25 protein-coding genes are annotated in these 26,508 nt (G+C 34.4%); 10 read left to right on the top strand and 15 right to left on the bottom strand.

Annotated elements, in window-relative coordinates; translation table 11 throughout:
• Positions 1 to 10: 10 nt before the first annotated feature.
• The 5 genes from LIX58_RS07580 to LIX58_RS07560 all read right to left on the bottom strand — a co-directional run bounded on the left by LIX58_RS07580 (position 11) and on the right by LIX58_RS07560 (position 6,001).
• The gene (locus LIX58_RS07580) at positions 11 to 232 is read right to left on the bottom strand and encodes a hypothetical protein (protein WP_126565852.1); all 222 of its coding nucleotides are present in this window, start codon (positions 230 to 232) and stop codon (positions 11 to 13) included.
• A gap of 174 nt (positions 233 to 406) precedes the next feature.
• Entirely contained in the window at positions 407 to 880 is a 474-nt protein-coding gene (locus LIX58_RS07575) for a DUF1641 domain-containing protein (RefSeq protein WP_126565850.1), read from the bottom strand.
• A complete protein-coding gene (fdhF, locus tag LIX58_RS07570) occupies positions 880 to 3,834 on the bottom strand; it encodes a formate dehydrogenase subunit alpha (protein ID WP_154837738.1) in 2,955 nt (984 codons plus the stop codon). The genes LIX58_RS07575 and fdhF overlap by 1 nt, the downstream gene beginning before the upstream one ends.
• Positions 3,835 to 4,146: 312 nt before the next feature.
• Entirely contained in the window at positions 4,147 to 5,094 is a 948-nt protein-coding gene (locus LIX58_RS07565) for an LCP family protein (protein ID WP_154837740.1), read from the bottom strand.
• A gap of 115 nt (positions 5,095 to 5,209) precedes the next feature.
• On the bottom strand, positions 5,210 to 6,001 hold the full coding sequence (locus tag LIX58_RS07560) for an inositol monophosphatase family protein (protein WP_126566445.1): 792 nt from the start codon (positions 5,999 to 6,001) through the stop codon (positions 5,210 to 5,212).
• Between the two features lie 553 nt (positions 6,002 to 6,554).
• Between LIX58_RS07560 and LIX58_RS07555 the strand changes: the two genes are divergently transcribed.
• From LIX58_RS07555 to LIX58_RS07530, 6 genes are all read left to right on the top strand, one after another.
• The gene (locus LIX58_RS07555; protein WP_154837742.1) at positions 6,555 to 7,244 is read left to right on the top strand and encodes a helix-turn-helix transcriptional regulator; all 690 of its coding nucleotides are present in this window, start codon (positions 6,555 to 6,557) and stop codon (positions 7,242 to 7,244) included.
• A gap of 98 nt (positions 7,245 to 7,342) precedes the next feature.
• Positions 7,343 to 7,711: a hypothetical protein gene (locus LIX58_RS07550; RefSeq protein WP_154837744.1), complete on the top strand. Its 369-nt coding sequence runs from the start codon at positions 7,343 to 7,345 to the stop codon at positions 7,709 to 7,711.
• Positions 7,712 to 7,814: 103 nt separating this feature from the next.
• On the top strand, positions 7,815 to 8,882 hold the full coding sequence (locus LIX58_RS07545) for a MupG family TIM beta-alpha barrel fold protein (RefSeq protein WP_154837746.1): 1,068 nt from the start codon (positions 7,815 to 7,817) through the stop codon (positions 8,880 to 8,882).
• Positions 8,870 to 9,757: an N-acetylmuramic acid 6-phosphate etherase gene (murQ, locus tag LIX58_RS07540; RefSeq protein WP_154837748.1), complete on the top strand. Its 888-nt coding sequence runs from the start codon at positions 8,870 to 8,872 to the stop codon at positions 9,755 to 9,757. Before LIX58_RS07545 ends, murQ begins: the two co-directional genes overlap by 13 nt.
• A gap of 13 nt (positions 9,758 to 9,770) precedes the next feature.
• Positions 9,771 to 11,207, top strand: coding sequence for a PTS transporter subunit EIIC (locus LIX58_RS07535; RefSeq protein ID WP_126566434.1), 1,437 nt, complete (start codon positions 9,771 to 9,773; stop codon positions 11,205 to 11,207).
• Positions 11,208 to 12,080: a MurR/RpiR family transcriptional regulator gene (locus LIX58_RS07530; RefSeq protein ID WP_126566431.1), complete on the top strand. Its 873-nt coding sequence runs from the start codon at positions 11,208 to 11,210 to the stop codon at positions 12,078 to 12,080.
• Positions 12,081 to 12,286: 206 nt separating this feature from the next.
• Here the strand turns inward: LIX58_RS07530 and LIX58_RS07525 are convergent, their stop codons facing one another.
• Entirely contained in the window at positions 12,287 to 13,675 is a 1,389-nt protein-coding gene (locus LIX58_RS07525) for an amino acid permease (protein ID WP_154837750.1), read from the bottom strand.
• 405 nt (positions 13,676 to 14,080) lie between these two features.
• On the opposite strand from LIX58_RS07525, the gene LIX58_RS07520 reads away from it, so the two are divergent.
• Together LIX58_RS07520 and LIX58_RS07515 are read left to right on the top strand one after the other, a co-directional pair.
• On the top strand, positions 14,081 to 14,431 hold the full coding sequence (locus LIX58_RS07520; protein WP_154837752.1) for a hypothetical protein: 351 nt from the start codon (positions 14,081 to 14,083) through the stop codon (positions 14,429 to 14,431).
• Positions 14,431 to 14,619: a hypothetical protein gene (locus LIX58_RS07515; RefSeq protein WP_126566425.1), complete on the top strand. Its 189-nt coding sequence runs from the start codon at positions 14,431 to 14,433 to the stop codon at positions 14,617 to 14,619. The genes LIX58_RS07520 and LIX58_RS07515 overlap by 1 nt, the downstream gene beginning before the upstream one ends.
• A gap of 62 nt (positions 14,620 to 14,681) precedes the next feature.
• On the opposite strand, the gene LIX58_RS07510 is transcribed toward LIX58_RS07515, so the two are convergent.
• Entirely contained in the window at positions 14,682 to 14,873 is a 192-nt protein-coding gene (locus LIX58_RS07510) for a hypothetical protein (protein WP_126566423.1), read from the bottom strand.
• Positions 14,874 to 14,879: 6 nt separating this feature from the next.
• Complete coding sequence (locus tag LIX58_RS07505) at positions 14,880 to 15,524, bottom strand: HAD family hydrolase (RefSeq protein WP_154837754.1); 645 nt, start codon at positions 15,522 to 15,524, stop codon at positions 14,880 to 14,882.
• 329 nt (positions 15,525 to 15,853) lie between these two features.
• Between LIX58_RS07505 and LIX58_RS07500 the strand changes: the two genes are divergently transcribed.
• Positions 15,854 to 16,384, top strand: a complete 531-nt coding sequence (locus LIX58_RS07500) for a hypothetical protein (RefSeq protein ID WP_126566418.1) — start codon at positions 15,854 to 15,856, stop codon at positions 16,382 to 16,384.
• 486 nt (positions 16,385 to 16,870) lie between these two features.
• On the opposite strand, the gene LIX58_RS07495 is transcribed toward LIX58_RS07500, so the two are convergent.
• Positions 16,871 to 18,481, bottom strand: coding sequence for an alpha-glucoside-specific PTS transporter subunit IIBC (locus LIX58_RS07495; protein WP_154837756.1), 1,611 nt, complete (start codon positions 18,479 to 18,481; stop codon positions 16,871 to 16,873).
• A gap of 196 nt (positions 18,482 to 18,677) precedes the next feature.
• On the opposite strand from LIX58_RS07495, the gene LIX58_RS07490 reads away from it, so the two are divergent.
• On the top strand, positions 18,678 to 19,439 hold the full coding sequence (locus LIX58_RS07490; RefSeq protein WP_126566413.1) for a MurR/RpiR family transcriptional regulator: 762 nt from the start codon (positions 18,678 to 18,680) through the stop codon (positions 19,437 to 19,439).
• Positions 19,440 to 19,512: 73 nt separating this feature from the next.
• Here LIX58_RS07490 and LIX58_RS07485 read toward each other — a convergent pair whose 3' ends face one another.
• From LIX58_RS07485 to hutG, 6 genes are all read right to left on the bottom strand, one after another.
• A complete protein-coding gene (locus LIX58_RS07485; protein WP_103329242.1) occupies positions 19,513 to 20,028 on the bottom strand; it encodes an SRPBCC family protein in 516 nt (171 codons plus the stop codon).
• Positions 20,029 to 20,168: 140 nt separating this feature from the next.
• Positions 20,169 to 21,464: a Na+/H+ antiporter NhaC family protein gene (locus LIX58_RS07480; protein WP_154837758.1), complete on the bottom strand. Its 1,296-nt coding sequence runs from the start codon at positions 21,462 to 21,464 to the stop codon at positions 20,169 to 20,171.
• 225 nt (positions 21,465 to 21,689) lie between these two features.
• Positions 21,690 to 22,571 carry an SDR family oxidoreductase gene (locus LIX58_RS07475; RefSeq protein ID WP_226386227.1) on the bottom strand — a complete coding sequence of 294 codons (882 nt, stop codon included), beginning with the start codon at positions 22,569 to 22,571 and terminating at the stop codon, positions 21,690 to 21,692.
• Between the two features lie 128 nt (positions 22,572 to 22,699).
• A complete protein-coding gene (locus LIX58_RS07470; RefSeq protein ID WP_226386226.1) occupies positions 22,700 to 23,827 on the bottom strand; it encodes an amidohydrolase in 1,128 nt (375 codons plus the stop codon).
• Positions 23,824 to 25,005: a SulP family inorganic anion transporter gene (locus LIX58_RS07465; protein ID WP_154837762.1), complete on the bottom strand. Its 1,182-nt coding sequence runs from the start codon at positions 25,003 to 25,005 to the stop codon at positions 23,824 to 23,826. Before LIX58_RS07465 ends, LIX58_RS07470 begins: the two co-directional genes overlap by 4 nt.
• Before the next feature lie 503 nt (positions 25,006 to 25,508).
• Positions 25,509 to 26,444 (bottom strand): formimidoylglutamase, encoded by a 936-nt coding sequence (gene hutG / locus LIX58_RS07460; RefSeq protein WP_154837764.1) that lies wholly within the window; start codon positions 26,442 to 26,444, stop codon positions 25,509 to 25,511.
• Positions 26,445 to 26,508 lie beyond the last annotated feature (64 nt).

The raw sequence follows: 26,508 nt of genomic DNA, 5'->3' as shown, positions 1-26,508 counted from the left end.
CCTGTTTAGCTTATTTAGATAAAAAGAAATAAGCAATCATTATAACAATCACTACAATTGCAAAAGATAGATTAATTACAATTTTCATACCTGTACGATCACGAAACATGACGTTAAATATGACTAAACTAATTGCTAAAGATACTGCAAACATTGAAATAGCCAAAACCAATTGCATCATAATTAAAAAAATAATTCCTAATACGATAAAAATATTAGAAAGAATTGTCATCATTTTAAGTGCTTTTGGATGAATAAGTCCTCACCCCTTTATGTAAATTCATATATAACCAACCATACCACAATTTATGTCTCAATGGTTTACAAAATAATGAAAAAGAAACCCTTATTAAGAGTGAGATACTTAGCGTACTACTCCTAAAAAGGATTTCTTATGTGTATTGAATTAGTCTTCGCCTCTAGACATACCTTTAAGCAAATTCAACATATAAGTTAAACTACGGTTCATATCATCATCTTTAAGCACACCCATTAAACCACGTACAGACGTTTTAGCATTAGGGCTAGCTTGGTTTGCCACGTGAAGACCTTTATTTAATTTATTCAAGAATTGGCTTAACTCTTGAACATTTAACTCACCTAACATAAAGACCATAGGCGCTAAGTTAGTAATTAACCCAGCATATAAATCTTTATTAAGTTCAGTCATAAATTTATTGATAATTACTTGACGGCCTCTAATTCCACCATTCATTAAATCAAGAATTTTAGCTTCGTCAAGTGCTTTAACAATACGTATTGCTTTTAAAATACTATCTTTATTTTCAGCAATTGCGTCTGTTACTTCAATTAAACTTTCTTGTTTAATTTGCTCTTCGGACTTTTCTAAACGGTTAATTTTAGTAATTCTTTCAGCCATTATTTATCCACCACATTTCCTGGGAAAACATAATCTGGACGTTCCCATTTTTTCTGTACTTGGACACTATATTGCGGATGACGGTGTTTATCAACACGGAAGTTGGTTGGATTCAATGGTGATTTACCTTTACGTGTTAATACTTCCATACGACAACTTGTACGTTTATATGATGGTGTATCAGTATATTTATCAACATCACTGTTTGTTAATTTATTGATAGCACCTAAGTCACCGTTAGACATCGCATCGTTATTTAATGGAATGTAGATTTCTTTACCTTTTACGCGATCTGTAATTGTTGCGATTAATGTTGCTTCGCCAGTTTCTGAAATTAATCTTAATTCAGCACCTTCGTGAATATCACGATCTTTGGCAAGTTCTGGAGAAATTTCAACAAATGCGTTAGGCATTTTGTATTTAACCATTTCAGTTTGATAAGTCATATTACCTTCATGGAAGTGTTCAAGTACACGACCGTTATTTACGTGTAAATCGTAAACTTCATCTTCTTTGAAGAAGTTATCAAATGTTAATGGGAATAATTTTGCTCTTCCATTTTCAAAGTTAAAGCCGTTCATATACAATGTCGGTTCATCTGTGCCATCTGGAGCAACAGGCCATTGTAAACTATTAAAGCCTTCTAATCGATCATAACTTACACCTGAGTAAGAAGGGGTTAATCGTGCAATTTCATCCATGATTTCTGAAGGATGTTGATAGTTCCAATTTGCACCCATTCTTTGAGCGATTAATTGGAAGATTTCCCAGTCTGGTTTAGAGTCGCCTAATGGTTGTAAAGCTTTATTAATACGTTGAATACGACGTTCAGTATTAGTGAATGTACCGTCTTTTTCAAGTGATGGACTTGCTGGTAATACCACATCAGCATATGTTGCTGTGAATGTTAAGAACTCATCTTGTACAACTAAGAAGTCTACTTTTTCTAATGCAGATTGTACGAAGTTGATGTTTGAGTCTACAATACCAGTATCTTCACCGTATAAGTATAATGATTGAATTTCGCCGTTATGGATACCTTCCATCATTTGGTGATTGTCGCGTCCTGGTTTAGGATTTAATTTCACACCATATTCTTTTTCGAACTTAGCTCTTACTTCATCATTATCTACTTTTTGATAACCTGGGAATTGGTCCGGCATACTTCCCATGTCACTCGCACCTTGTACGTTATTGTGACCACGTAATGGATATGCACCTGAACCAGGTTTTCTATAGTTACCCGTTACAAGTAATAGGTTTGAGATTGCCGTACTAGTATCACTACCGATATCTTGTTGGGTAACACCCATAGCCCAACAAATTGACATTGATTCTGCTTTAGCCGCTTCTTCAGCAAAGCTAATGATTTGTTCTTTAGGAATACCTGTTGCCTCTTCAGCAAATTTCATTGTAAATAGATCTAATGATTGATAATACTCATCAAAGTTATCTACCCAATCATTTAAGAATTGTTTGTCATGTAAGTCATTATCAATAATATATTTCGTTGCAGCACCTAACCATACTAAGTCAGTACCTGGTTTAGGTTGATAGAATGCATCGGCACGTTCAGCCATTTCATGTTTTCTGATATCAAATACATGCATTTTTGAGCCAAATAATTTTTGACCGCGTTTAATACGTGAGGCAATTACTGGATGTGCTTCTGCAGTATTTGTACCGATTAATACTGTCATAGCTGCTCTTTCTAAATCATCAATTGAACCTGAGTCACCGCCATGACCAACAGTACGGAATAATCCTTTTGTTGCTGGTGCTTGGCAATATCTAGAGCAGTTATCAACGTTATTTGAGCCAAATACTTGGCGAGAAAGTTTTTGCATTAAGTATGATTCTTCGTTTGTACCTTTAGAAGAAGCGATAAATGCTAAATGATCGCCACCGTATTCGTTTTTAATACGTTTGAAGTTTGTTTCAATTACATCTAGTGCTTCATCCCATTCAACTTCATGGAATTCGCCATCTTTTCTAACAAGTGGTTTAGTCAAACGTTGATCTGAATTGATGTGACCCCAAGAGAATTTACCTTTCACACATGTTGCAATTTTATTTGCCGGTGAATCGTGTGACGGTTGCATTTTTAAGATTTCTCTATCTTTCGTCCATACATCAAATGAACAACCTACACCACAATATGTACAAACTGTTTTCGTTTTCTTAATGCGTTCTTTACGCATTTCTGCTTCTGAATCTGAAACTGCGAATAATAAACCATCGCCTGGTTCAGCTTTCTTAGTTAAGTCGATCATAGCTGCTAATGAACCTGGTTCAGTATCAGTCATATAACCTGCATTACCTTCCATATTAACTTCCATCATTGCGTTACATGGACAAACTGTTGCACATTGACCACAAGATACACATGAAGATTCGTTAATAGGTACATCATTATCCCAGATTACACGAGGATGTTCACGATCCCAGTCGATTGAAATTGTTTCGTTTACTTCGATGTCTTGACATGCTTCGACACAACGTCCACATAAAATACATTGGTCTGGATCATAACGATAGAATGGACCATAATCTTTTTCATAAGGTTTTTCTTTATATTCATATGATTGTTCTTGTAAACCCCATGCGTCCATAGCATTATGAATTTCACAGTCGCCGTTGTTATAGTCACATACTGTACAATACAACATATGTTTTTCTAAGATTCTATCTAATGCTTCTTTTTGACTTACTTTTACATCATTATTTTGTGTATTAACTGTCATAGGACGATCTACAACCGTACTACACGCACGTTCAATTTTGCCATCGATTTCAACCATACATGTATCACATGTTTGAATTGGTCCCATCGATTCGTTATAGCAAATTGAAGGCACGAAAGTATCACGAGATTTAATGAATTCAAGTAAATTCGTTCCAGGTTCCACAAGATAATCTGTACCGTCAAGCGTTACGATTAAATGTTCTTGCATACTTTCCACCCCATCTATATTTTTTACCGTAAAATTAACTAATTAAAAAATATTCCATTCCAATACCCCACATATATTGAACATAGAATTACTTTAATTGTATAACTATTTGTGAATAATGTTAATAGTTTCATAAATTTTTTCAATATTTAAAGTTTTAAAATATGATAATAATTAAGTTTATTTAAATCACTTTACTGTACCTTTTTTGTAAAATTACAAACTATATTTTCATAAAAAGTAAAAAAACAAACACGCCTACTCTTCGTTTAAAAGTAAAGTTAGAGCAAGCGTGTTTATGAAGTTAACTAGTTAGTTATTTAAATTATTATTGAGTATATCTGAAGCTTGTTGCTTAGACGAATCATTTGGAATAAAGTACCATAAGCCATCACTTTGAATGCCACCTTGGCCATCTAATTGATGACGATTGACAGTATTATTGGCATCTTTGTAATTACTTCTAATTGCATTCATGTCACTTAACGTTAAGTCTGTAGTTACATTCTTTTGAATTTCTCCTATTAATGAAGGGAAATGTGTCAATGCAGAGGCGCTAGTCATTTTATTAGCCATCGCTTGTAAGACCAATTGTTGACGTTCTTGACGACCGAAGTCTCCACCTGCACCTTCTTCTTTACGACTTCTGATAAATTCCATAGCAGTTTTACCATCTACGTGCGTTGTTTGACCTTTAGTAAACTGAGTACCATTGAAAGAAAATGTATCGTTACTTACTACATCGACGCCACCTAGAGCATCAATCATCTCATGTAATCCATCCATATCTACAGTGGCATAATGGTCAACAGGCACATTCATTAATTTCTCTATAGATTTAACTGCCATTGTTGGTCCACCATAAGCATAGGCATGATTAATTTTTTCAGTAGTGTTATGTCCTACAATCTGTGCTTGCGTATCACGTGGGATACTTACAATTTCTGTAGTCTTTTTAGCTGGATTTATAGATAGCAACATGATTGTATCACTACGTTCTCCATCATTGGCACTTTTACGTTGGGCATCAGAATCGACACCAAATAATGCAATTGTAAATGGATCACCGTTGTTTAAATTAACATTTTTAGTACGCAATTCTGAGTGCTGACGATTTAAAGGGTTATGAATTTTGTCACCAGTAATATAAATACTGGCTCCTATGAATATAACTGCTGCAATGGCTAATACTACTAAAATTCCAATTAGCCATAGTAGAATTTTGACGGGCAGGCTCATTTTATTTCGAGTGCTACGCATCCTACCACTCCTATCTTATTTTGTGAATTATATATCTATATCATTATATATGAAAATTATTTATTTTCTATACATCTCAAGTTGTAATTTTCACTAAAATAAGATAATCTATCAGCTATTTCAAATAACCGCTTCCTTCATTTAAAATAGATAACATTTCTTCATGACATCCTTTATTACTAATAATAAATGGTCCGCCTTTAGCATAATCTAAAGGTCCACCATCTAGGCGTGTTATTTTTAATCCTAATTGTTCAGCAAATAAGAATTGTGCTGCGATATCCCATGGCTTAGGATCTGTATTAAAGTGTGCGCCAAATTGACCTTTAATGACACGTATTGAATCTAATCCACATGCACCAATGTATCTCACACCAAATGCCGCTTTATATAACGCTTTATTTGCACGATCATTAATATATTCTGAGCCAAAAGAAATAATTGCATCTTCCAATTTTACTTCTTTTGGTGCTTGTAAAGGTTGTCCATTCACATAAGCGCCTTGACCTTTAATCGCTTTATAAAGTTTCCGATGTGGATAATCATAGATATAAGAAAGTTGTGGTTCGCCATTTTCAAAGTAAGCTAAAATAATGCAATACTCTTCTTGCTGTTTAACTAAATTAGCCGTGCCGTCAATTGGATCCATAATCCATAAGTGACCTTCATAAGGTTTAATTGAATCATTATTTTTTTCTTCGCCCAATAACTGATGGCCAGGAAAATGTTCAACAAGGTAGTCCTCAAATTGTTGTTGTAATTGTTTATCTACATTGGTTACTAAATCAAAGCGGTCTACTTTAGTATCGGTAGTCATTTCAGCAATTAAATTAGGTATCACATTGTCTAAATGTTCAAGCCATTGTGCAATGTGTTGATCGATATGTTGAAGTTGGTTTAGTTCCATCTCTTGCACCCCATTTATATTATTTCATTTTATTTTATCTTAAAATTCTATTTCTTTATAGGTTAAGTTACATAAATAAAAAAAATCGGCTAGTCATCTGCTAGCCGACAAATAGAAAGGAAAGTAAGTAATAAATATTGAAGATGTTTCGATGTAACCCGAACGATTCACAATAAGCTATCTGTTATATAGCTTCTACCCCTTTGTCTGAATTCGTTCTCCCCTGTTACAAATATTATATTAGCATAAAAAAACTATATATGTAAGCGTTTTCCAAATAAATTATGTTTATTTTTACACTTAAAATCTACTATAAGTGATTAAATGTCTTCTATCTCAGTCTTATGTTATAATTAATGTAATAAGTAACGCATAATCGATATTAAAGTAACCTTAATTATAAAGGCTGAAAGAAAACCTTTATCAGTCAAGGAAACGAAATGCGTAACGATGGGAACTTACTATTCTTAAGTGACCGATGTGACGTATGAGGTGACGATGAGTGAAAGGGTTTGTCTCCAGCCTGATATGTAATGTCCAGGCGGTGAAAATATTGAATAAACAAGAAAGACAGAATCAAATTATTTTAGCTATTAAACAAGGACACAAAGTCAAAGCTTCAGAATTAGCGCAACAATTTAATGTTTCAGTGCGGACAATCACTCGAGATATGGCTGAATTAGAAGCAAAAGGCGTTCAACTATACACTTCTAAAGGTAAACGCGGGGGTTACGAAATACATAATAATGAAGGAAGTATTCAGCTCAATTTAAACGAACAACAGATCATTGCCTTATTTTTAACCTTAATAGAAAGCAAATCATATTCAACGCTACCATATTCAGAGTCAATCGAAACTATTATCAACCAATGCCTGAATTTATCTAATGTGCGACTTCGTCATTCATTAAGACATATGAATGATTTCATTAAATTTGAAGATACTCAAGATATTACCTTGCCTAAATTATTCGCCGACATTTTAATTTATAGCAATGAACGTCACGTCATGTTAATTGATTTTCAAGAAGATAATAAGTTTATTGCCGAAAATGTTATTTTTATAGGCTTACTTTGTCGCAATGGTATATGGTTAGCTATCATTTATGAAATCGGATCTGGGCGTACACGTGAATTACCTGTACTTGATATCTATGATATTTCTTATTCTTTCGAAAAAACGATTAAAACTTACGACATTACTATTCATAACTACACTGATTTTTTAAATCCAGCAGAGTAAGAAGAACACTAACTACTTTTAAAGCGTTCTTCTTACTCGATTATCCTATATTTCATCTCCGCTTTACTCTCCCCCATTTTCCTAAAAGGAGTAACTCAATGACCAACTCACAATTACCTATTAACTATCAACATAATTTAATAGACTTACTGACACTTGTTGAAACAATAAAATATTATTATTTCATGGAGCCAAAACGACTCATTCAAGCTATTGAACAATTCAATATAATCGTCGACACTTATTATTCGGAAGCTAATTTGCAACAGCACGAGGATATTGCCAATCCCACTATACATCTATCTCCCGCTTCGGCATTTACTACTTATCAGAAATTACTTCATTCCCTACATCAACAACCTCTTCATCACTTTCAACAGGGAGAATTGCTGTGCGATTTACATGAACGTCATCGTCGCATTTATCAAACTTATATCACTATCCAAAGCATATTTAATGAATTATAAACCTCCACCTATTTTGAAAAGAGGTTGCCCTTAACGTAAATTGTCTTTACACTAGCAAAACGATATAATGAGGCTAGATTAATGTAACTTAGGAGGCAGCTATATGTTGGGTTTCTCAGTGTACTTAGGTGAACCATTAAATAAAGAATACATCTTAAATATGATAAGCAAAGGTTACCGTTATATATTTACATCTTTACAAATTCCTGAGGAGAATGAAGAAACAAAATTGACATATTTGGGAGAATTATGCCAATTATTACAGGACACGCCTGTAACCTACATTATTGATCTCCATCCTTCTTTACTTAATCAACAACTTTACAGTTTTTTACAACAGTATCCAAATGGGGATTTTGCGATCAGAATAGATGACCATTTAAATATGGCTCTAATACATGAACTTTACACACATAATTTAAAATGTTGCTTAAATGCTAGCACAATAACTTCAGATATACTTAAATCAATTTACACGCAAGAACATTTACCTGAAATACTATACTGCCATAATTATTATCCGAGACCAGATACGGGCCTATCACTGAGTAGTGTACAAGAACGTAACCAATTAATTACTCAATATGATAAGGAAGCGCAGATTATTGCTTTTATTCCAGGTACCATACTAAGAAGACCTTTATTTAAAGGTTTACCTACTATTGAACACCATAGATCAACACCTACATTATTAGCTGCACACTCATTACTTACTATCGGTATCCATCACATTATGATTGGTGATTTAGCTATTAGCGATGATAAAGCTAAGGCTTTAGCTCAAATGATACTTCATCGTCATTTCGTTATTAACGTTTCATCTTACTCTTCTGCCTATGCAGAACTCATATTTAGAACTCATACATCGCGTATCGATGCACCAGAACATCTTATTCGCTCCAAAGAGGCGAGAGCGATAAATCATCTTACTATTGAACCAGATCATCACCATGATGGTGTACGTAAGAAAGGTACCATTACCATCGATAACCTTTTAAATAAGCGCTATGAAGGTGAACTTCAAATTATTAAATCAGAATTACCTAGTCACCCCAATATTAATCATGTGGCTACTGTATCTTCTGAAGATTTATACATTCTTGATTTGATTCAACCGGGCGACACATTTGATATTATTTCTGAAAAGGAGGACTGTCTATGGAACACTTAACAACTGAAAGCAGAAATCAGCACACGATGCATTTAGATGAAATGTCTATCTCAGACGCACTTAATACAATGAATCAAGAGGATCAACAAGTGGCACAAGTCGTAGCACAAATCCTGCCACAATTACGCGACGTTATTGAACAAACGATACAACGTTTCCGTAGTCACGGTCGCCTTATATATATCGGTGCAGGCACTAGTGGTCGCCTAGGCGTATTAGACGCTGCTGAGTGTGTACCTACATTTAATACTCAACCTACAGAAGTGGTGGGAATTATTGCAGGTGGACAACAAGCAATGACTGAAGCTGTAGAAGGCGCAGAAGATAACTTTGAAATGGGCGCTAATGATTTAAAGGATATTCATTTAACTGAAAAAGATGTAGTAATCGGGATTTCAGCGAGCGGTCGTACACCTTACGTTAAAGGCGCACTTGAGTATGCAAATTCATTAAATGCAATGACAGTTGCATTATCATGTAATACCAATAGTGAGATGAGTAAATTAGCTCAGTTTCCTCTTGAAGTACCAGTGGGTCCTGAAGTATTAGCTGGCTCCACCCGATTAAAATCTGGTACTGCTCAAAAGCTCGTTCTAAATATGATTTCTACATTAACTATGATAGGCATTGGAAAAGTATATGATAACTTAATGGTTGATGTGAAACCAACAAATTATAAATTAGAGCAACGTTCGATTCATATTATCGAAGATATATGTGGCTTAAATTATGACGAAGCTTTTGATTTATATGAACGCGCTGATTCTAATTTAAAAGTAGCCATTGTAATGAACTTATGTGATACCACTAAAGAAGACGCTAAATTAAGATTATTAAATCACAACGGAGTGATTAAACAAGCTATCAAATCTTAAGGAGGCACTGCGCATGAACAAAGAACAACAACTCGCCCATCGCATTTTAGATGCTGTGGGAGGAATTGAAAACGTTAGTAATATTATTCATTGTATGACACGTGTACGTTTAAAAATTATTGATGATAACAAAATTGATTATACTGAGTTAAAGAAGATAGATGGTGTGCTTGGAGTTGTTAAAGATGAACGTCTTCAAATCGTCGTCGGCCCTGGAACTGTAAATAAAGTCGCGCAAGAGATGGCTAAAGTAAGTGGCACACAATTAGGCGAAGACATCTCTCATGAACAAAGTCATCAGCGACGTATTGAACAACAAGCACAAGAAAATAAAGCGTCGTATACTAGCAAACGTAAACAAAGCAAAATGAATCAAATTTTAAAAACGATTGCCAATATTTTTATCCCTTTAATTCCAGCTTTTATAGGTGCTGGTTTGATTGGTGGTATTGCTGCCGTTCTAAATAATTTCATCACAGCTGGTACGATTTCTGCTGATTGGGTGAAACAACTCGTTGCGGTTTTAAATGTGATTAAAGATGGGATGTTAGCTTACTTAGCCATCTTTACTGGTTTCAATGCTGCTAAAGTCTTCGGAGCAACTCCAGGTTTAGGTGGCGTTATCGGGGGTACCACATTACTAACAGGTATTACTCCAGAACACCCTATAAAAAATATTTTTACCGGGGAACCATTACTTGCCGGCCAAGGTGGGATTATCGGTGTCATCCTAGCGGTATGGTTACTAAGTTTAATTGAAAAACGATTACATAAAGTAGTCCCAAATTCAATTGATATTATCGTAACTCCTACTATTTCACTATTAATAATCGGTCTATTAACGATCTTTGTTATTATGCCTATTGCTGGCTTCATTTCAGATGGTTTAGTTGGCGTTGTCAATTGGGTCATTGGCGTAGGTGGACCATTTAGTGGCTTTATCATTGGTGCTTTCTTCCTACCACTCGTGATGTTAGGATTACATCATATTTTCACCCCAATACACATCGAATTGATTAATCAATCAGGCGCTACATATTTATTGCCAATAGCAGCTATGGCTGGCGCTGGACAAGTAGGCGCTGCACTTGCCCTTTGGGTGAGATGTAAAAAGAATACAACCTTACGCAATGCTATTAAAGGTGCTTTACCAGTCGGCTTCTTAGGTATTGGCGAACCCCTTATTTATGGGGTAACGCTTCCATTAGGTCGCCCATTTATTACGGCATGCATTGGTGGTGGTATTGGAGGTGCAGTAATCGGAGGCATCGGTCACATTGGTGCTACCGCTATTGGACCTAGTGGTATCTCTTTATTACCTTTAATCGCACACCAAAAATATCTTGGCTATATTATCGGCTTAGTTTCTGCCTATATTGGAGGATTTGTATTCACATATTTCTTCGGTACGACTAAAGAAATGAGAAACTTAGACAAATTAGGTGATTAGATGACAAATATTTTATATATCATTGATGAGAATTATAATTCATTTTCTAAAAATGAGAAAAAATTATCACGTTTCATATTAAATTCACCGCATGCCCTCTTACGGATGTCCAACCAAGAGGTCGCTGAAGAACTAGACATTAGTGTCTCAACGCTAAATCGTTATAGTCAGAAATTGATTAATGCAAGCTTTCAAGTACTTAGAAATGAATTAAAAACTTTATTTCCTAAACAAGTGACACCTTATAATATAGAACTTGTGAACAATGAACCTGTCGAGACATTGAAAAAGAAGCTATGTGCACGCGCAGAAGAAGCATTAAAGAAGAGTGCGAGGTTTACAGATGATAGCACTATTGATAAGATTTGCGATAAATTCAAACAATCAGAAACTATCTTTATCTTCGGATACGGTGCTTCATTCGTTTGTGCCACTGATTTATATCAAAAATTGTCACGCGTAGGTTTAAATGTTCAACTTATTCAAGAAACACATCTGTTTACGACAATGTTATCAACGCATAGTAATAAAGATTGTGTGATCTTTATTACAAATAACGGTGAACAAAGCGAATTACAAGCGATGACGAAAGTCGTTGCTGACTATCATATTCCTATTATTGCTATTACAAGTTCTGATAATAATCCAGTAGCACGTCAATCTGAGTTGGTATTAACTTACGGTCATTCTGATGAAAATGATTTACGCATGGGCGCAACCACTTCTTTATTTGCACAAATGTATACGATTGATGTACTGTTTTATCGCTATGTGGCGTTAAATTATCAGTCTTCATTAGATTATATTACTCAATCGAAAATGGCTTTAGATAATTATCGAAAACATTTATCAAATATAGAATTTAAACATTAAGACAGTATAAAAAAGGGAGTGGGACAGAAATTAAATAAATTTCGTCGTCCCACCCCGGCAAAGATGACTAGATTTGAAAAAAGCTTGATTTAAGCGTATTTTCAAACCAGTCAGCTACTGCCAATATATTAGCAAAGGCTGAGACATTTTTATTTGTCTCAGCCTTTTTTGAATAATGTGTTGTTTATAGTTTATTTTCAGTTTTATTATTTAAGATTGCGTGATGTATCATTTTTGTGGTGTCCACGGATGAAATAGTAAACCGTTACGCCTGCTAAGAAAATAATACCGATAATAACAGATACTACAGTATCTTTGTTGAATAACATACCTACAAGTACTACTAATAAGAAAATAATAGTAATGATACTTGCTGGAGTACCACCAGGCATTTTGAATGGATGCCCTTCAACTTTTTCAGGATGTAATTGTCTGAAACGAATATGACTAATTAAAATCATAAACCAAGGAATCATACCTGGTAAAATTGAAGCACTATATACATATACGAAAATGCTGTCTGCACCTTTAATGAATAAAGGAAGAATAACATTTAATAATGCACCGATTAAGATACCAATAGCAATAGCTAGTACTGGATAGAATGGCACACCGTTTTTCATTACGCGAGTGAAGATTTTAGGCATTTGACCTTTTTGAGCTAATGTGAAAATCATACGACTCGCACTGAAGATACCTGAGTTACAACCTGATAATGCAGCTGTTAATACTACAAAGTTGATTAAACCTGCTGCGAAAGTGATACCAATTTTAGCAAATGTTGCTACGAATGGGCTACCAATGTTTCCTAATTGATTCCAAGGGTATATAGAAACAATTACAAAAATAGCACCAATATAGAAGATTAAAATACGCCAGATAACACCGTTAACCGCACTTTTAATATTCTTTTGAGGATCTTTAGTTTCCCCTGCAGTAATACCAATCAATTCAACACCTTGGTATGAACCAATAACGATTGATAATGCAAAGAAGAATCCTACTAAACCGTTTGGCATGAAGCCACCATGAGACCATAAATTAGAAATACCAATTGGATGGCCGCCGTTACCAATACCAAAGAAGATTAAACCAAGACCTGCAATAATCATTAATAAGATTGTTACTACTTTAATCATTGCAAACCAGAATTCAAATTCACCAAATGCTTCAACAGACGTTAAGTTTGCTGCTAATAAAAGTAATACCGCAATCACACCTGGAATCCAACCTGGTAAATGTGGGAACCAATAGTTCATGTATTCACCAACGGCAATAACTTCACTCATACCTACAACAATCCACTGGAATATATTACTCCATGCTGTCATGTAACCAGCTGCTGGATGGATATAATCACTTGCAAATGTAGAGAAAGATCCAGTTGTTGGATTTAAGTAAATCATTTCCCCCATTGCTCTCATGATTAAAAATAAAAAGATACCTGCGATTAAATACGCAAAGATAACTGAAGGACCAGTCCACTTAATTGTACTAGTTGCTCCCATAAATAAACCAACACCGATAGTCCCACCAAGTGCGATCATTCTAATTTGACGTGCACTTAGCCCCCTATGTAATTCATTGTTATCCATATAAAATAACCCCATCTCTATTTAATCTAAGGTGGAATAGTTTTATTTTCAGAAAACCTCTTTTTGCTTTCCCTCTTTCCCTAAAAAAACATCCTTTACCTTATTGAAGTTATTATACTATAATTTGACAAAATTAAAACAAAAATTTTACAAATATTTGAAATCGCTTCCATTACTGTCATGATTAGTGTTTGCAAATTTTCAAAAACATTGATTTCAAGCCTTTTTAATGCGTTAAAGCGAGTTACTTTTTACTATTTTTTTAATTGAAAAATTTCACTTTTTACAAAATTTACTATCTTCTTATTAAATATGATGTTAAATTTTCTAATAATTAGATCTATCAATTTCGGTAAAATAGAATATGTTATACTCTTCATAGATTAATTAAGGGAGCATATTAACATGCAAGCATTAGCTAAAAAGAGTGCTACATTATCCGTATTCTTTGGTATTATATTTTTCTTATTAAATTATTTTTCAGCTAAACATGACACAATAAGTCCTCTACTTATTAGAACATTATTAGCTACGTTAACTTTTTTTGTACTATATATTATCGTTTTTTCAATATTTAATTCTGATGCGCGTAAAATTAAGTTTGGAATAACATTATCTATTTCAACCATCCTTTTCTTAATTATTGGTGCATTATTTTTCACAATTCAAATTGGTGTGATTATTGGATTGATTGTAGGTCTTATTGCTGGATTCGTATGGGAAATCATTGAAAAAAGAAATGGAGGTACACATTAATGTCAGTAACGATAGGTATTATCTTAATTATAGTTTTATTATTGCTTAGTTTAATTCCAAACTACAAAGCAATGAAACAAGCTCAATCTCAAGGAGTTAAAAGCACGCGTTTTACTGTAATGGTAGGTATTGATTTAATACTGATTGTACTATTAATAGTAACTATTATTTTAAAATTAATTATTTAAAAGCTATATTAAAAGCCTTAACCTCATTTCATATACATACAAAATGAGGTTAAGGCTTATTTTTAAATTCTACCTTGTAATAACAGGAAATAACCTATCGTGGCTAAAATTAAATAAATCATTGTACCTACTATAAACGAACGAAGTTGTACTTTAAATGGGATGTGCTTACTAAATATAGGGCCTAATACTAAATTACCAATACCAATAATGATTGGTCCCGCTAAGAAGAATAAGATAATTTGCCAAGACATATGCCCTTACTCCTTATCCTTTTCAAAAAAGCGTGCAATAATCTCATCAAAGTTTAAATCTTTACCAACATATGGAATGGATGAAAAATCTTGCGCTTCAGTCATTTCATTTGTATTAATAATTACATCAAGTCCTGCATTTGTAGCACCAGTGGCACCATTAGCTGAATCTTCTATAGCTAAACAATGTGCCGGTGAATAATTAAGCTGTTGTACTGCAGTTAAGTATAATTCTGGATCTGGCTTTACCGCTTCTACATCTTCACGCCCAACAATAACGTTAATATATTCGTCTAATCCTAACTTTTGTACAGTAGGCATAATATCCTTTTTGTAACTACTTGTCGCTATCGCCATTGGAATATGACGTTGTTTTAAATATGCCATTAATTTAGAGACTGTTTCTATCATTTCAAGTTCATGACTGGTTTGATTATGTTCATCGTAAATTTTTTGTTTATTATCTTGTCCTATTTGGTTCTCCAGATAATCATGCAATCCCTGGGCATGTCCACCAATATGACTACGGTAAAATTCTAATGTCACAGGTTCAACTTGATGATGGTTTAAATGTTTATTAATGATTTCATATAAATGTTTTTCTGTATCAATAATGGTGCCATCGAAATCGAATACGACTGCTTTATACATATAATTACTCCTTTAAACTATACAATTATAGTTAAGTTTAACATATGCAATTAACCAGTTCATGCTTCATTTTTCAAAACTAAACTTAAATATTTGAGTTTAATAAAAATCTGAAAATTTAATTAACTGTTATGTAATTATATCGAAACGTTTAAATATGGTTAAGATTATATTACAAAAAAATTAAATTAAAGTTCGTTCGAAAGTCCTAGTGATAATATTCAAAAAGAGTGATACAATCAGTGTGTATTAATGAACGGCGTACGATTATTTAAGTCTTTATAGCTAAATGCGTTCTACATATAATAAATAAATTAGGAGGTCATTGCATGTTGTTAGATAAATTTGAAACTTACGTGCTCAACATCGTAGGTCTGAAATCTAGATCAACTCGAAAAAAATTAATCAAAGTCTGCAAAGATGTTAAGTTTTGCGACTCTTTCCAATACTCTATTATTAAACACAATAATATTCCAGCTTTAGAAGTAAGCTTGCCTAAACAACAGCTTCCCTACTTCATTAGCTTTTTAAGTTTTTATCAATTCTCAATTTACCAAATTCTTTCACCTAAGCATTTAAATATGCTATTAGATTCAGAGCAATCTTATCAATCTTCTAAACGATTTGATGTCGCTATTGATGGCCTCCAAGATGCATTTATTAAAGATAAAGTAATTGATATTATGACTTATTTCTCAAATCAATTTGACATTAAATATACATTAAACAATAACTGTGCAAGTGTATGTTGCCCACCTGAAATTTTCACTAAATTACTACAAACGATTGCTTGTCGCAATATTGATATATTATCAGCTACGTACAAAACACATGTAATGCATAAAGCAAACATTTCTTAATATAAAAAACATATTAAGAAGCATTCACGACCATGTTATGAAATAAAAGGTCATTTCTATATAAATTATATAGAAATGGCCATTTTTACTTATAAGTAAATGGTACGTACTTTGCGACGCCTTTACGCTATTTCTAATAAACATAAGTGTTCATACACTTGCGTAAGTAGTTCTAAAATGGATAATAAAACGTAGTTGAGTAACGCCTGAGGTATGAGTTATTGATGAACGTAAGTGTTCACACACTTACGTAAGTAGTTCTAAGATAGATGACGAAGTGTAGTTGTGAAGACTCCTAGGGGAGCAGTGCTAGTCGAAGACTACAGGCTGAGACAGCACCTCAGGAACGCGTAGCAACTTAAGTGAGTTAATATCTATCTAAGAACGCCTTTACATGACTACAAGGTATTGTAAATAAAGAAGCCAGTAAATGAACTTATAAATTCATTTACTGGCTATTTATCTAAAAATTAAATCTAATTTATATTACTTTGATTTATTTTTATCATTTTCATCGTAAACAAGATGTTCGAATGCTTCACGTACTTGAGGTACTGTCATACCCACTACGACTTGCACGTTCTTACCACTTTTCACTAGGCCATGTGCCATTTGATCATGTGTAAAGTAGCTACTATCTTCTACTTTCGATTCATCATTTACTGTTAAACGTAGACGTGTTGTACAGTTTGTCACATCTTTAATGTTTTCTTTTCCTCCTAGACCTTCTAAATAGTAATGTGCTTTCGCTTCATATTCATTGTTTGGAATGAAACCTGCATTGTCAGTGTTTCCTTCACCTTTTTTCTCTTTATAATCTTTCTTAGAGAACAATTTAACTTCTTCTTCAGCACGACGACCTGGTAATGGAATGTCGAATTTTAATATTAAGAATCTAAATACGAAGAAGTAAATTGCAGAAAAGATTAAACCAATAATAACTTGGGCAACATAAGTCATCCAATGATTTTGACCTAATGGAATCCAGTTAGTAGCGATGAAATCTAATAAACCGCCACCCATGTTACCTACAACACCAAAACCATACATGATTGTATCCATTGTAGCTGCTAATAAAGCATGAATAACAAATAAATATGGTGCGATAAATAAGAATGTGAATTCTAATGGTTCAGTGATTCCTACCACGACTGCAGTTAAAGTTGCAGGAAGTAATAGTGCTGCCACTTTTTTACGATTCTCTTTAGGTGTTGTTGAGTACATTGCTAAAGCAATACCAATAGCACCAAATACTTTACCATTACCTTGTAACATGAATCCATAATGGAATTGATCTTTTAATGGTTTGCTACTTTCAGCAAATTGATTTAAGTGTCTGAACCATTCTGCTTTCAAACCATCTTTAGCTACAACTGGTCCAACCTCAATTGGTGCATAAATAAAGTGATGTAATCCTGTTGGAATTAAGACACGTTCTAAGAAATGATATAACCATACGCCAATATATCCTGATGCAATGATGAAGTGTTGCATTGATTCAATACCACTTTGAATGGTTGGCCATACAACACAAGTAATCGCAGCAATTGGTAGCATGACGAAGAACGAAATAGTGACTACAAATGTTAAACCTTGGAATACGCCTAACATTTCAGGTAATTTTTTACTGTAATATCTGTTATGTATCCAAGTTACAATCGCTGAAATGATGATACCACCTAAGATATTTGTGTCTAATGTTTCAATACCAGCAATTGCTTTTAATCCAGTTACATTTTCAACACCTTTTTCCAAGTTGGCACCGAATGTGTGCGGCCATTGTGTTAAAATCGCGTTGATAAATGTATTGAACATTAAATAACCCATTAATGCTGCTAATGCCGCATGTCCTGGCGCTTTTTTAGCTAGCGATAATGGTAAACCAACTACGAAGACAATTTCCATATGATTGAAGATGACCCAGCCACCTGATTCAATTACTGACCAGAACTTGAACCAGAAAGTGTGTTGATCAGCTAATCCACCCATTATGGTTGGGTTTTTAAATAATGTTGCAAATCCTAATACAATCCCAAAAAATGCAAACATTAAAACGGGAACTATCATTGCGCTCCCAAAACGTTTAATAGCATTCATATTTTTACCCCCATATCTTTCCAATCTATGTTGTGACAATATTAATATGTAAAGCGTTTTCTTAATAACTTATTCTATATTATAGTAAACGCTTTCATATATACAACGGCGTTGACTGATTTTGAAATATTTTTGTATAATCAGTTTATGTTTTCTATGAGTGAAAATATTTTCAGAAAAAATTAGAGGTGTAATTGTGCTATTAGATGAAAGAGTAAATGCCAATTTCGATAAACTAAATGATAATGACCTTCAAATTGCACATTTCGTTAATACCAATATCAATAAATGTAAAACGTTAAAAATTCATGAACTTTCTCAATATACGCACGCATCCAACGCTACGATCCATCGTTTTACACGTAAACTTGGTTTCGATGGCTATAGTGATTTCAAATCATATTTGAAATTTGAAAGCGAATCTTTGAGTCAATTGCCAACGGATTCAATAGATGCGTTTAAACAAGAAATTGAAACAACATTCAATTATTTAGACCGTGTTGATTATCATTTACTAACAGATAAAATTAATCATGCTTCAACTGTTTATTTATACGGCACAGGACGTGCTCAAAGAAATGTAGCTGAAGAAGCACAACGTATTTTATTAACTATGCATAAAAATATTATTGTGTTACATGATGAACATGAAATTAAAATGGTACTTAATCGTTCAGTAGATGAAGATTTGTTCTTTATCATTTCGTTATCTGGCGAAACATCACAGCTTACTGATATTACAAATTTGCTGAAGCTCCGTCAAAAGTACTTTATTTCTGTAACGACGATGAAAGATAATACGCTTGCACAACATGCCAATTACAATGTTTATGTCGCAAGTAATACATTCTATTTATATGATGGGACAGATTATTCTAGTTTTATTAATTATCATATCTTCTTTGAAACATTATTACGTAAATATAACGAGCGTAAAGAGAAAGGTGAATTAGCGTAACCCCTGCAACCCCTGCCCACTAAATAAAAAATAAGCGTCGAATAGTTATCTATTCGACGCTTATTTATTGAAATTATAATAATCCATTATCTTCAACGTACTGATGTAGAACTTCATGCATTTTATCAAACATTAATTCTAGACCATGTACAGTCGCATCATGATATTCTTTTTTCTTATGTTTATATTCTAATGCCGTTAAACGACGCTCTTTTTCAACTAAAGATTGATAAAAGAAGAACATTTGTGTTCCACCAGACTCACGCTCTTCAAACTCTACTTCAATTACATCTTCATTATCGCTTAACTCAGGCATGCCGATAGTCATTTTAATGTATTCATCTGAAACTAATTCTTCATATTTCCCTTGTATCACATTTTGTTTTCCATTACGAGCATCTACAATGCGATACTGGCCGCCTTCATGAATGTCTGCATCAAACACTTTATTTGTACGTTGCGTTGTCATAAACCATTGTTTTAATAAATTGACATCTGTCCATGCTTGATAAACTAATTCTGGCGAATATTTTAATAAGCGTTCAATATGAATTTCGACATGTTCATTTTCCACGTTATACTTTGCCACTTGCTTCACCTACTTTCACTCTTACTCTTATTTTAACGCATTTATAAATAGTACCAAACTTTCAACTATTAAAATGTTTAAATTATTTGTTTTTCATTTTGAAAATTAAAAAATAAAACTAGCTCGTCATAATAATTACGTTAAGCCTTAGGTTTAACTCTTGGATAGCGCAAAATAATAGCAATTACGCCACAGACGCCTAACATAATTGAATAAATACAATAAGGCATTACACTAAACGGCGATATACTTGCCACTGCGGCAGCAGCAATAACTTGAGGACTGTATGGTAAGAAACCTTGGAAACAGCCTGCAAAGATATCCAGTAAGCTAGCCGATTTACGAGGATCAACGTCATATTCATCAGCAATATTCTTCGCTAAAGGACCAGCCATAATGATTGAAATTGTATTGTTTGCTGTCGCAATATCCGCTGCACTTACTAAGCCAGCGATACCAAACTCAGCACCACGTTTAGACTTAACTTTCGATCTTACAAAGTTAAGCAACCAGTCAACGCCACCATTATGTTGAATAATACCAACTAGCCCGCCAATGAGTAAAGCTATAATCGCAATATCTTCCATACTCATAATACCTTCAGACACTGCTTTTAATAAACCTTGCCAGCCAAATGAACCATCTATCAGTCCAATAATACCTGATAACAATGTACCACCGATTAATACAATGATAACATTAACGCCTACCACCGCTAAAATTAAGACTAAAACATAAGGAATAACTTTCAATAAATTATAGTCATAGCTTTTTGAGTGATCAATGGTTACACCGTTCGTTAAGAAGAAAAGCACAATAATCGTTAAAATAGCACCAGGTAATACGATCCAAAAATTCACTTTAAATTTATCACTCATTTTAGTTTTTTGCGTACGTACTGCCGCAATCGTTGTATCTGAAATCATTGATAAATTATCACCGAACATTGCCCCACCGACTACGGTACCCATCGCTAACGCAGCAGAAATGTCAGTCGCTTGCGCAAAGCCGAAACCAACTGGAGCGATAGCTGCTACAGTACCAACAGAAGTTCCCATGGAGATAGAAACAAACATACATATGATAAATAATCCTACAATGATTAAATTCTGAGGAATCAAGGATAGACCTAAATTAACTGTAGACGTTACGCCACCCATTTTTTCAGTGGTTGTTGAAAAGGCACCAGCCAGAATAAATATAAATACCATTAAAATGATATTTGAATGTCCTGCCCCTTTCGTGAAAATCTCAACTTTATCTACAAACTTTTCTTTTCTATTCATTATTAAAGCAACAATCACAGTGACCGTGATTGCTACGTTAAGCGGCATACTTGTAAAATCACCTGTAATAGTACCTACACCTAAAAATAAAGCTATAAATAATACTAAAGGAAGTAATGCCCAGGCATTGCCTTTCTTCCTATCTTCCATATTTGACCTACTTTCTATAATCTGACATCAGTTTAACTTTAAAATTACAAGAATACTAATTTAACGTCAACCTATTTTCATGAAAATTACATATATTCGCCTCGAATAGTGACGTTATATATGTATCAGCATGTTATCATCCGAAACTAAAGCACTCATACACTTCTTTAAAATTTAAAAAAGCGAGAGCATCAACAACTCTCGCCTAGACTTAAAATATATTAATTAATTGATTTGAATACCGCCTGTCACACCAAATACTTGTCCAGTTGTGTAACTAGATTCTTCAGAAGCGAGTAATACATACGTACCAGATAATTCAACTGGTTGACCCGCTCTACCTAGTGGCGTTTCTTGACCAAATTTAGGAATGGCTGATTGAGGTTGACCGCCACTAATTTGAAGTGGTGACCAGAATGGCCCTGGTGCAACACAATTCACACGAATGCCTTTCTCTCCTAATTGTTCAGAGAAACTTTTCGTTAATGAAATGATTGCAGCTTTAGACGCCGCATAGTCATGAATGATTGGACTAGGATTATAACCTTGAACAGATGATGTTGTCGTAATTGAAGCACCTGGTTGTAAATAATCCAATGCTTTTTGAACTGTCCAGAAAACTGGATAAACATTCGTTTCAAATGTTTCTTTAAATGATTCAGTGTCGAAATCTTTTAAGCCATCATGATATTGTTGATGACCCGCTACTAAAGTCACATTGTCTAATCCGCCTAGTTCATCATGTGCTTTCTCTACTAAATCATAATTGAATTGTTCATCTCGTACATCTCCAGGGATAAGCACCGCTTTACGCCCTGCTTTTTCAATGACTGCTTTAACTTCTTGCGCATCTTGTTCCTCACTAGGAAGATAGTTGATTGCCACATCAGCACCCTCTTTCGCGTACGCAATTGCAGCTGCACGTCCAATCGCTGAATCACCGCCTGTTACAAGCATCTTGTAATCTTGCAAACGACCGTGACCTACATAAGATTCCTCGCCACAATCAGGTTGCGGAGTAAGCTCAGATTGTAAACCTGGCACCTCTTGTTCCTGTTTCTCATAATCTGACGTCTTAAATTTATTTCTTGGATCTTGTGCACCCATGTTAAATCATCTCCTATAGAATAATCACTCACTATTTACTCAACTTCATAGCTCTTTTAATCATTCTTTTTGAAAATGCACCACCAAACAGCACACAAAACAAATTATTCTATACCAATACACACCTTTTATGCATACTCAGCAAGTAATTGATGAATCAACGTAATGAAATACTCAGGCACCTTTTCCAAGATACGCTCATCAGGATCATATTTAGGATGATGCAAGTCATACTCACTATTAGAGCCAATAAACGCAAACACACCTGGATGATTAGCCAATAATCCTGAAAAATCTTCCCCAATAGTATAAGGTTCATCTAATTCAATGACGTTATAACCAACCTTCTTAACCGCTTCTTTCGCCTGCTCTGTTAAGAACTCATCATTCATCACAGCCTGTGGTAAATGCGTATAAACCAGTTCAATTTCTACATTAAAGAGTTGTTCAAGCCCTTTCGCAATATCAGTCATTCGTTGTTCAATTTGATCTTGAATTTCTGGTTTAAATGAACGCACTGTACCTTGAACATACGCGTTATCAGCAATGACATTCCATGTGTTACCTGAAGATACTTCGCCAATCGTAACCACCGCACTATCAAAGGCAGATAAATTACGACTCACTATCGTCTGTAAACTAGTAATAAGTTGACCTAACACCATGACTGGATCATTACCTTGTTCTGGTTTAGCTGCATGAGCACCTTTCCCACGAATTTTAAATTCGAAACGATCCACGGCTGACGTTATAGGACCAGACTTAATCGCAAATCCTCCTATATCTAAAGTTGGATAATTATGGAAACCTATAATCGCTTTGACATCATCTAGTGCCTCTGTTTCCGCCATTGCTAATGCACCCGTACCCACTTCCTCTGCTGGTTGGAATAAGAATTTCACTCGCCCTTTTAATTCAGATTCTTGTGCTTTTAATTGTGTCGCTACTGCTAAAATGCTTGCCATATGAATATCATGTCCACAAGCATGCATAGCCCCCTCATTAGAAGAGGTAAAATCGTGGTCTACTTGTTCTTTAATTGGTAAGGCATCTATATCTGTACGCACTGCAATGCAAGGTTCACCGTCACCCACTTCTGCTACAAACCCTGTTTCAAGCGGAATATCAATGATTTTAATATCATATTCTTTTAAAATTTCTTTTAAGCGTTGAGTGGTTTCAAATTCATTATTAGATACTTCCGGATATTGATGAAATAAACGACGCCATTGAACGTAATCTTTATATTCTGTCATATCGTGCTTCGTCCTCCCTTTTTCAAAATAAATTGAACAATATAGTATACGACTGTACCTGCTACAACACCGATTGCTAAATTATGCGTGGTTAAAACTAAAATAATGGTAACTAACATCACAAACGTACGTGTGACAGGTGCTTCGCGCAAATGCTTGAACGTCCGGCGATCAAATGTGTTAAGTGAAATAGTAATTAAGACACTAGCTAATACCGCCATAGGAATCAATCCAACAATCGGCGCTAAAATGAAAATACAAGATAGCAAGAGTAGTCCTGTTACTAACGTTGCTAAACGCGAAGTCGCGCCCATTCTATGATTAAACTTCGATTGACCTACAAGTGCACTACTGCCATATCCGCCAAATAATCCAACTAACATGTTTGATATACCTTGAGCAACCACTTCTTTATCTTTATCGGTAGGATTTTGAGTAATTACATTCATCATTTCGTTCGTTAAATTGGTTTGTACTACTGAAATAATAGCCATAGTCAAACCATATAAGACAATGACGCTTAAAGCATGATAATGAAATAATTCAGTAGGTAAAGTAAGCTTCGGTATAGCAATATGAATGTCAGCTAAGTCATGGACTAATTGGACATGAGGCTTAAATATATAACTACCTACCGATACAAGAATAATTGCAATCAACGGTGCTGGGACCGCCCGAATCAATTTAGAAGATAAAAATATAATGACAAACGTAGCAATTGCGACTATATAGGTCGCAACAGAGATACCAAATATATACTTAATTTGAGTAGTTAATAATAAAATACCTAAGGCATTCATAAATCCCATAACTACCGTATCTGGTATTAGTTTTAATACTTTATCTATATGACATAGTCCAAATATAAAAAGTACGATACCCATTACAATCGTTGCGGCAATTAAGTAATGCACATTGTAGTGCTCAACTAAAGGCGCGCCCACAATAGAAATACCACTACTTGGTCCAGAAACCATACTCAATCGTACACCTAGAAAACTTATGAAGAAGAGCATTAACCCGCAACTCATAATGCCGATAGTTGGACTTATGTGGACAATAAATGAGAATGCTATGGTGGTAGGAAGCAAGGCTAGTCCCATCAATATGCCTACTAAGATATTTTGTGAAATATCTTTATTCCATTGTTGTAAGTAGATTTGATATCTCTCCTGCATAGCGCTTCCCCCCTTTTTCTTTATGGTATCACAATTGTCAAATTTTTCTCACAATTATTTCTTATATTTATTCGGTATTAAAAAAGTCACTCTTCCACATAAGAGCGACTGAAATTTAATATAATAAATTATTTAGTTATGAGAGTTATTAAAAGCAATAATTTTAATGAACCTAAGTGTTCTAACACTTAGGTAAGTAGTTCTAAGATGAACTACGAATGGCGTTGCGTAACTCTTGGTGTTTTTTATATTGAACACTAGTGCGCGTGCACTTGTGTAAGGCGTTCTAAGATAGATAACGAAACGTAGTTGAGTGACGCCTGAGGGAGCAGGATAAGTGTCGAGACCAAGGCTCGACCCAGCCCCCTAGGCAAGCATCTCAACTTAAGTGAGTGAATATCTATCTAAGAACGACTTTATAAGACTACAGGCTTAAGCCTTTCCCACAAGAAAGCGTCGCAACAAAATGAGTAAATGTTCATCTAAGAATTTCATATAATTCTTTACACAAGGAAGTGATGAATTAAATTAGCAGCTAATCTTGATGTACGATCATCTACATCATAATCTGGATTAGTTTCTGCAATACTAATAGAAGAAACTTTCTCACTTAAAATCACACGTTTACCTATATCAAATATTGAATGTGGATATAAACCTAAGACGCTTGGCGAACTCACACCAGGAGCAAAGGCACTATCAATAACATCCATACAAATAGTAAACATAATTGTATCGTGGTCATGCATAAAGCGTTCAATTTTATCTTTAATCGTTGGGGAAACTTGATGTAAGAGTTCATCTGCATAGACATAAATAATTCCTTTTTCATCAGCATAATCATATAACGCTCGTGTATTACCACCTTGAGCTAATCCAAGCACTAAGTAATCCGCTTGTTCATCTTCCTCTAAAATTTGTCTAAACATCGTACCTGAAGTTGGTGTCTCATCTGGACGTGTATCAAAGTGTGCATCAATATTAATAATGCCAATAGACGCATCAGGATAAACTTCTCTTGTAGCCAAATATTGCGCATACGCTATATCGTGTCCGCCCCCAATTAAGAAGGTTTGATTGTGGTTTTTAATCACTTGAGCTGAGAATTTAGCCATCTCCTGTTGTGTTTCACTTAGTTCACCATCTTCATATTCGACATTTCCATAATCAATTAACGCTTCACATTCGCTTAAATCAGGCAATTTAGCAAATTCTCGTTTTACTGCATCCGGGCCCTTTTTAGCACCCACTCGTCCTTTATTCAGTTCAACGCCTTTATCTACAGCATAACCTAATAAACCTACACCCGATTTATCTTCGTTCGTATCCATTTTTTCTAAATTAGCAAATTTTACTGTTTGAAAATGTCTAAACTGTTTTGGATCAGTTTCACTATCAATTCTACCTGTCCATAGTTTTGGATTACCTTGTGTATACATTAAGCTACCCCCTAAAAAATAAATATTATATTTAAATCATACATTATTTAATTCAATCATGTCA

Origin of the sequence: Staphylococcus sp. Marseille-Q1834 (assembly GCF_916858875.1) — a bacterium.
Taxonomy (GTDB): domain Bacteria; phylum Bacillota; class Bacilli; order Staphylococcales; family Staphylococcaceae; genus Staphylococcus; species Staphylococcus pragensis.
Note: the sequence above shows the minus strand (reverse complement) of the source record. Positions and strands in the feature narration are given on the sequence as shown.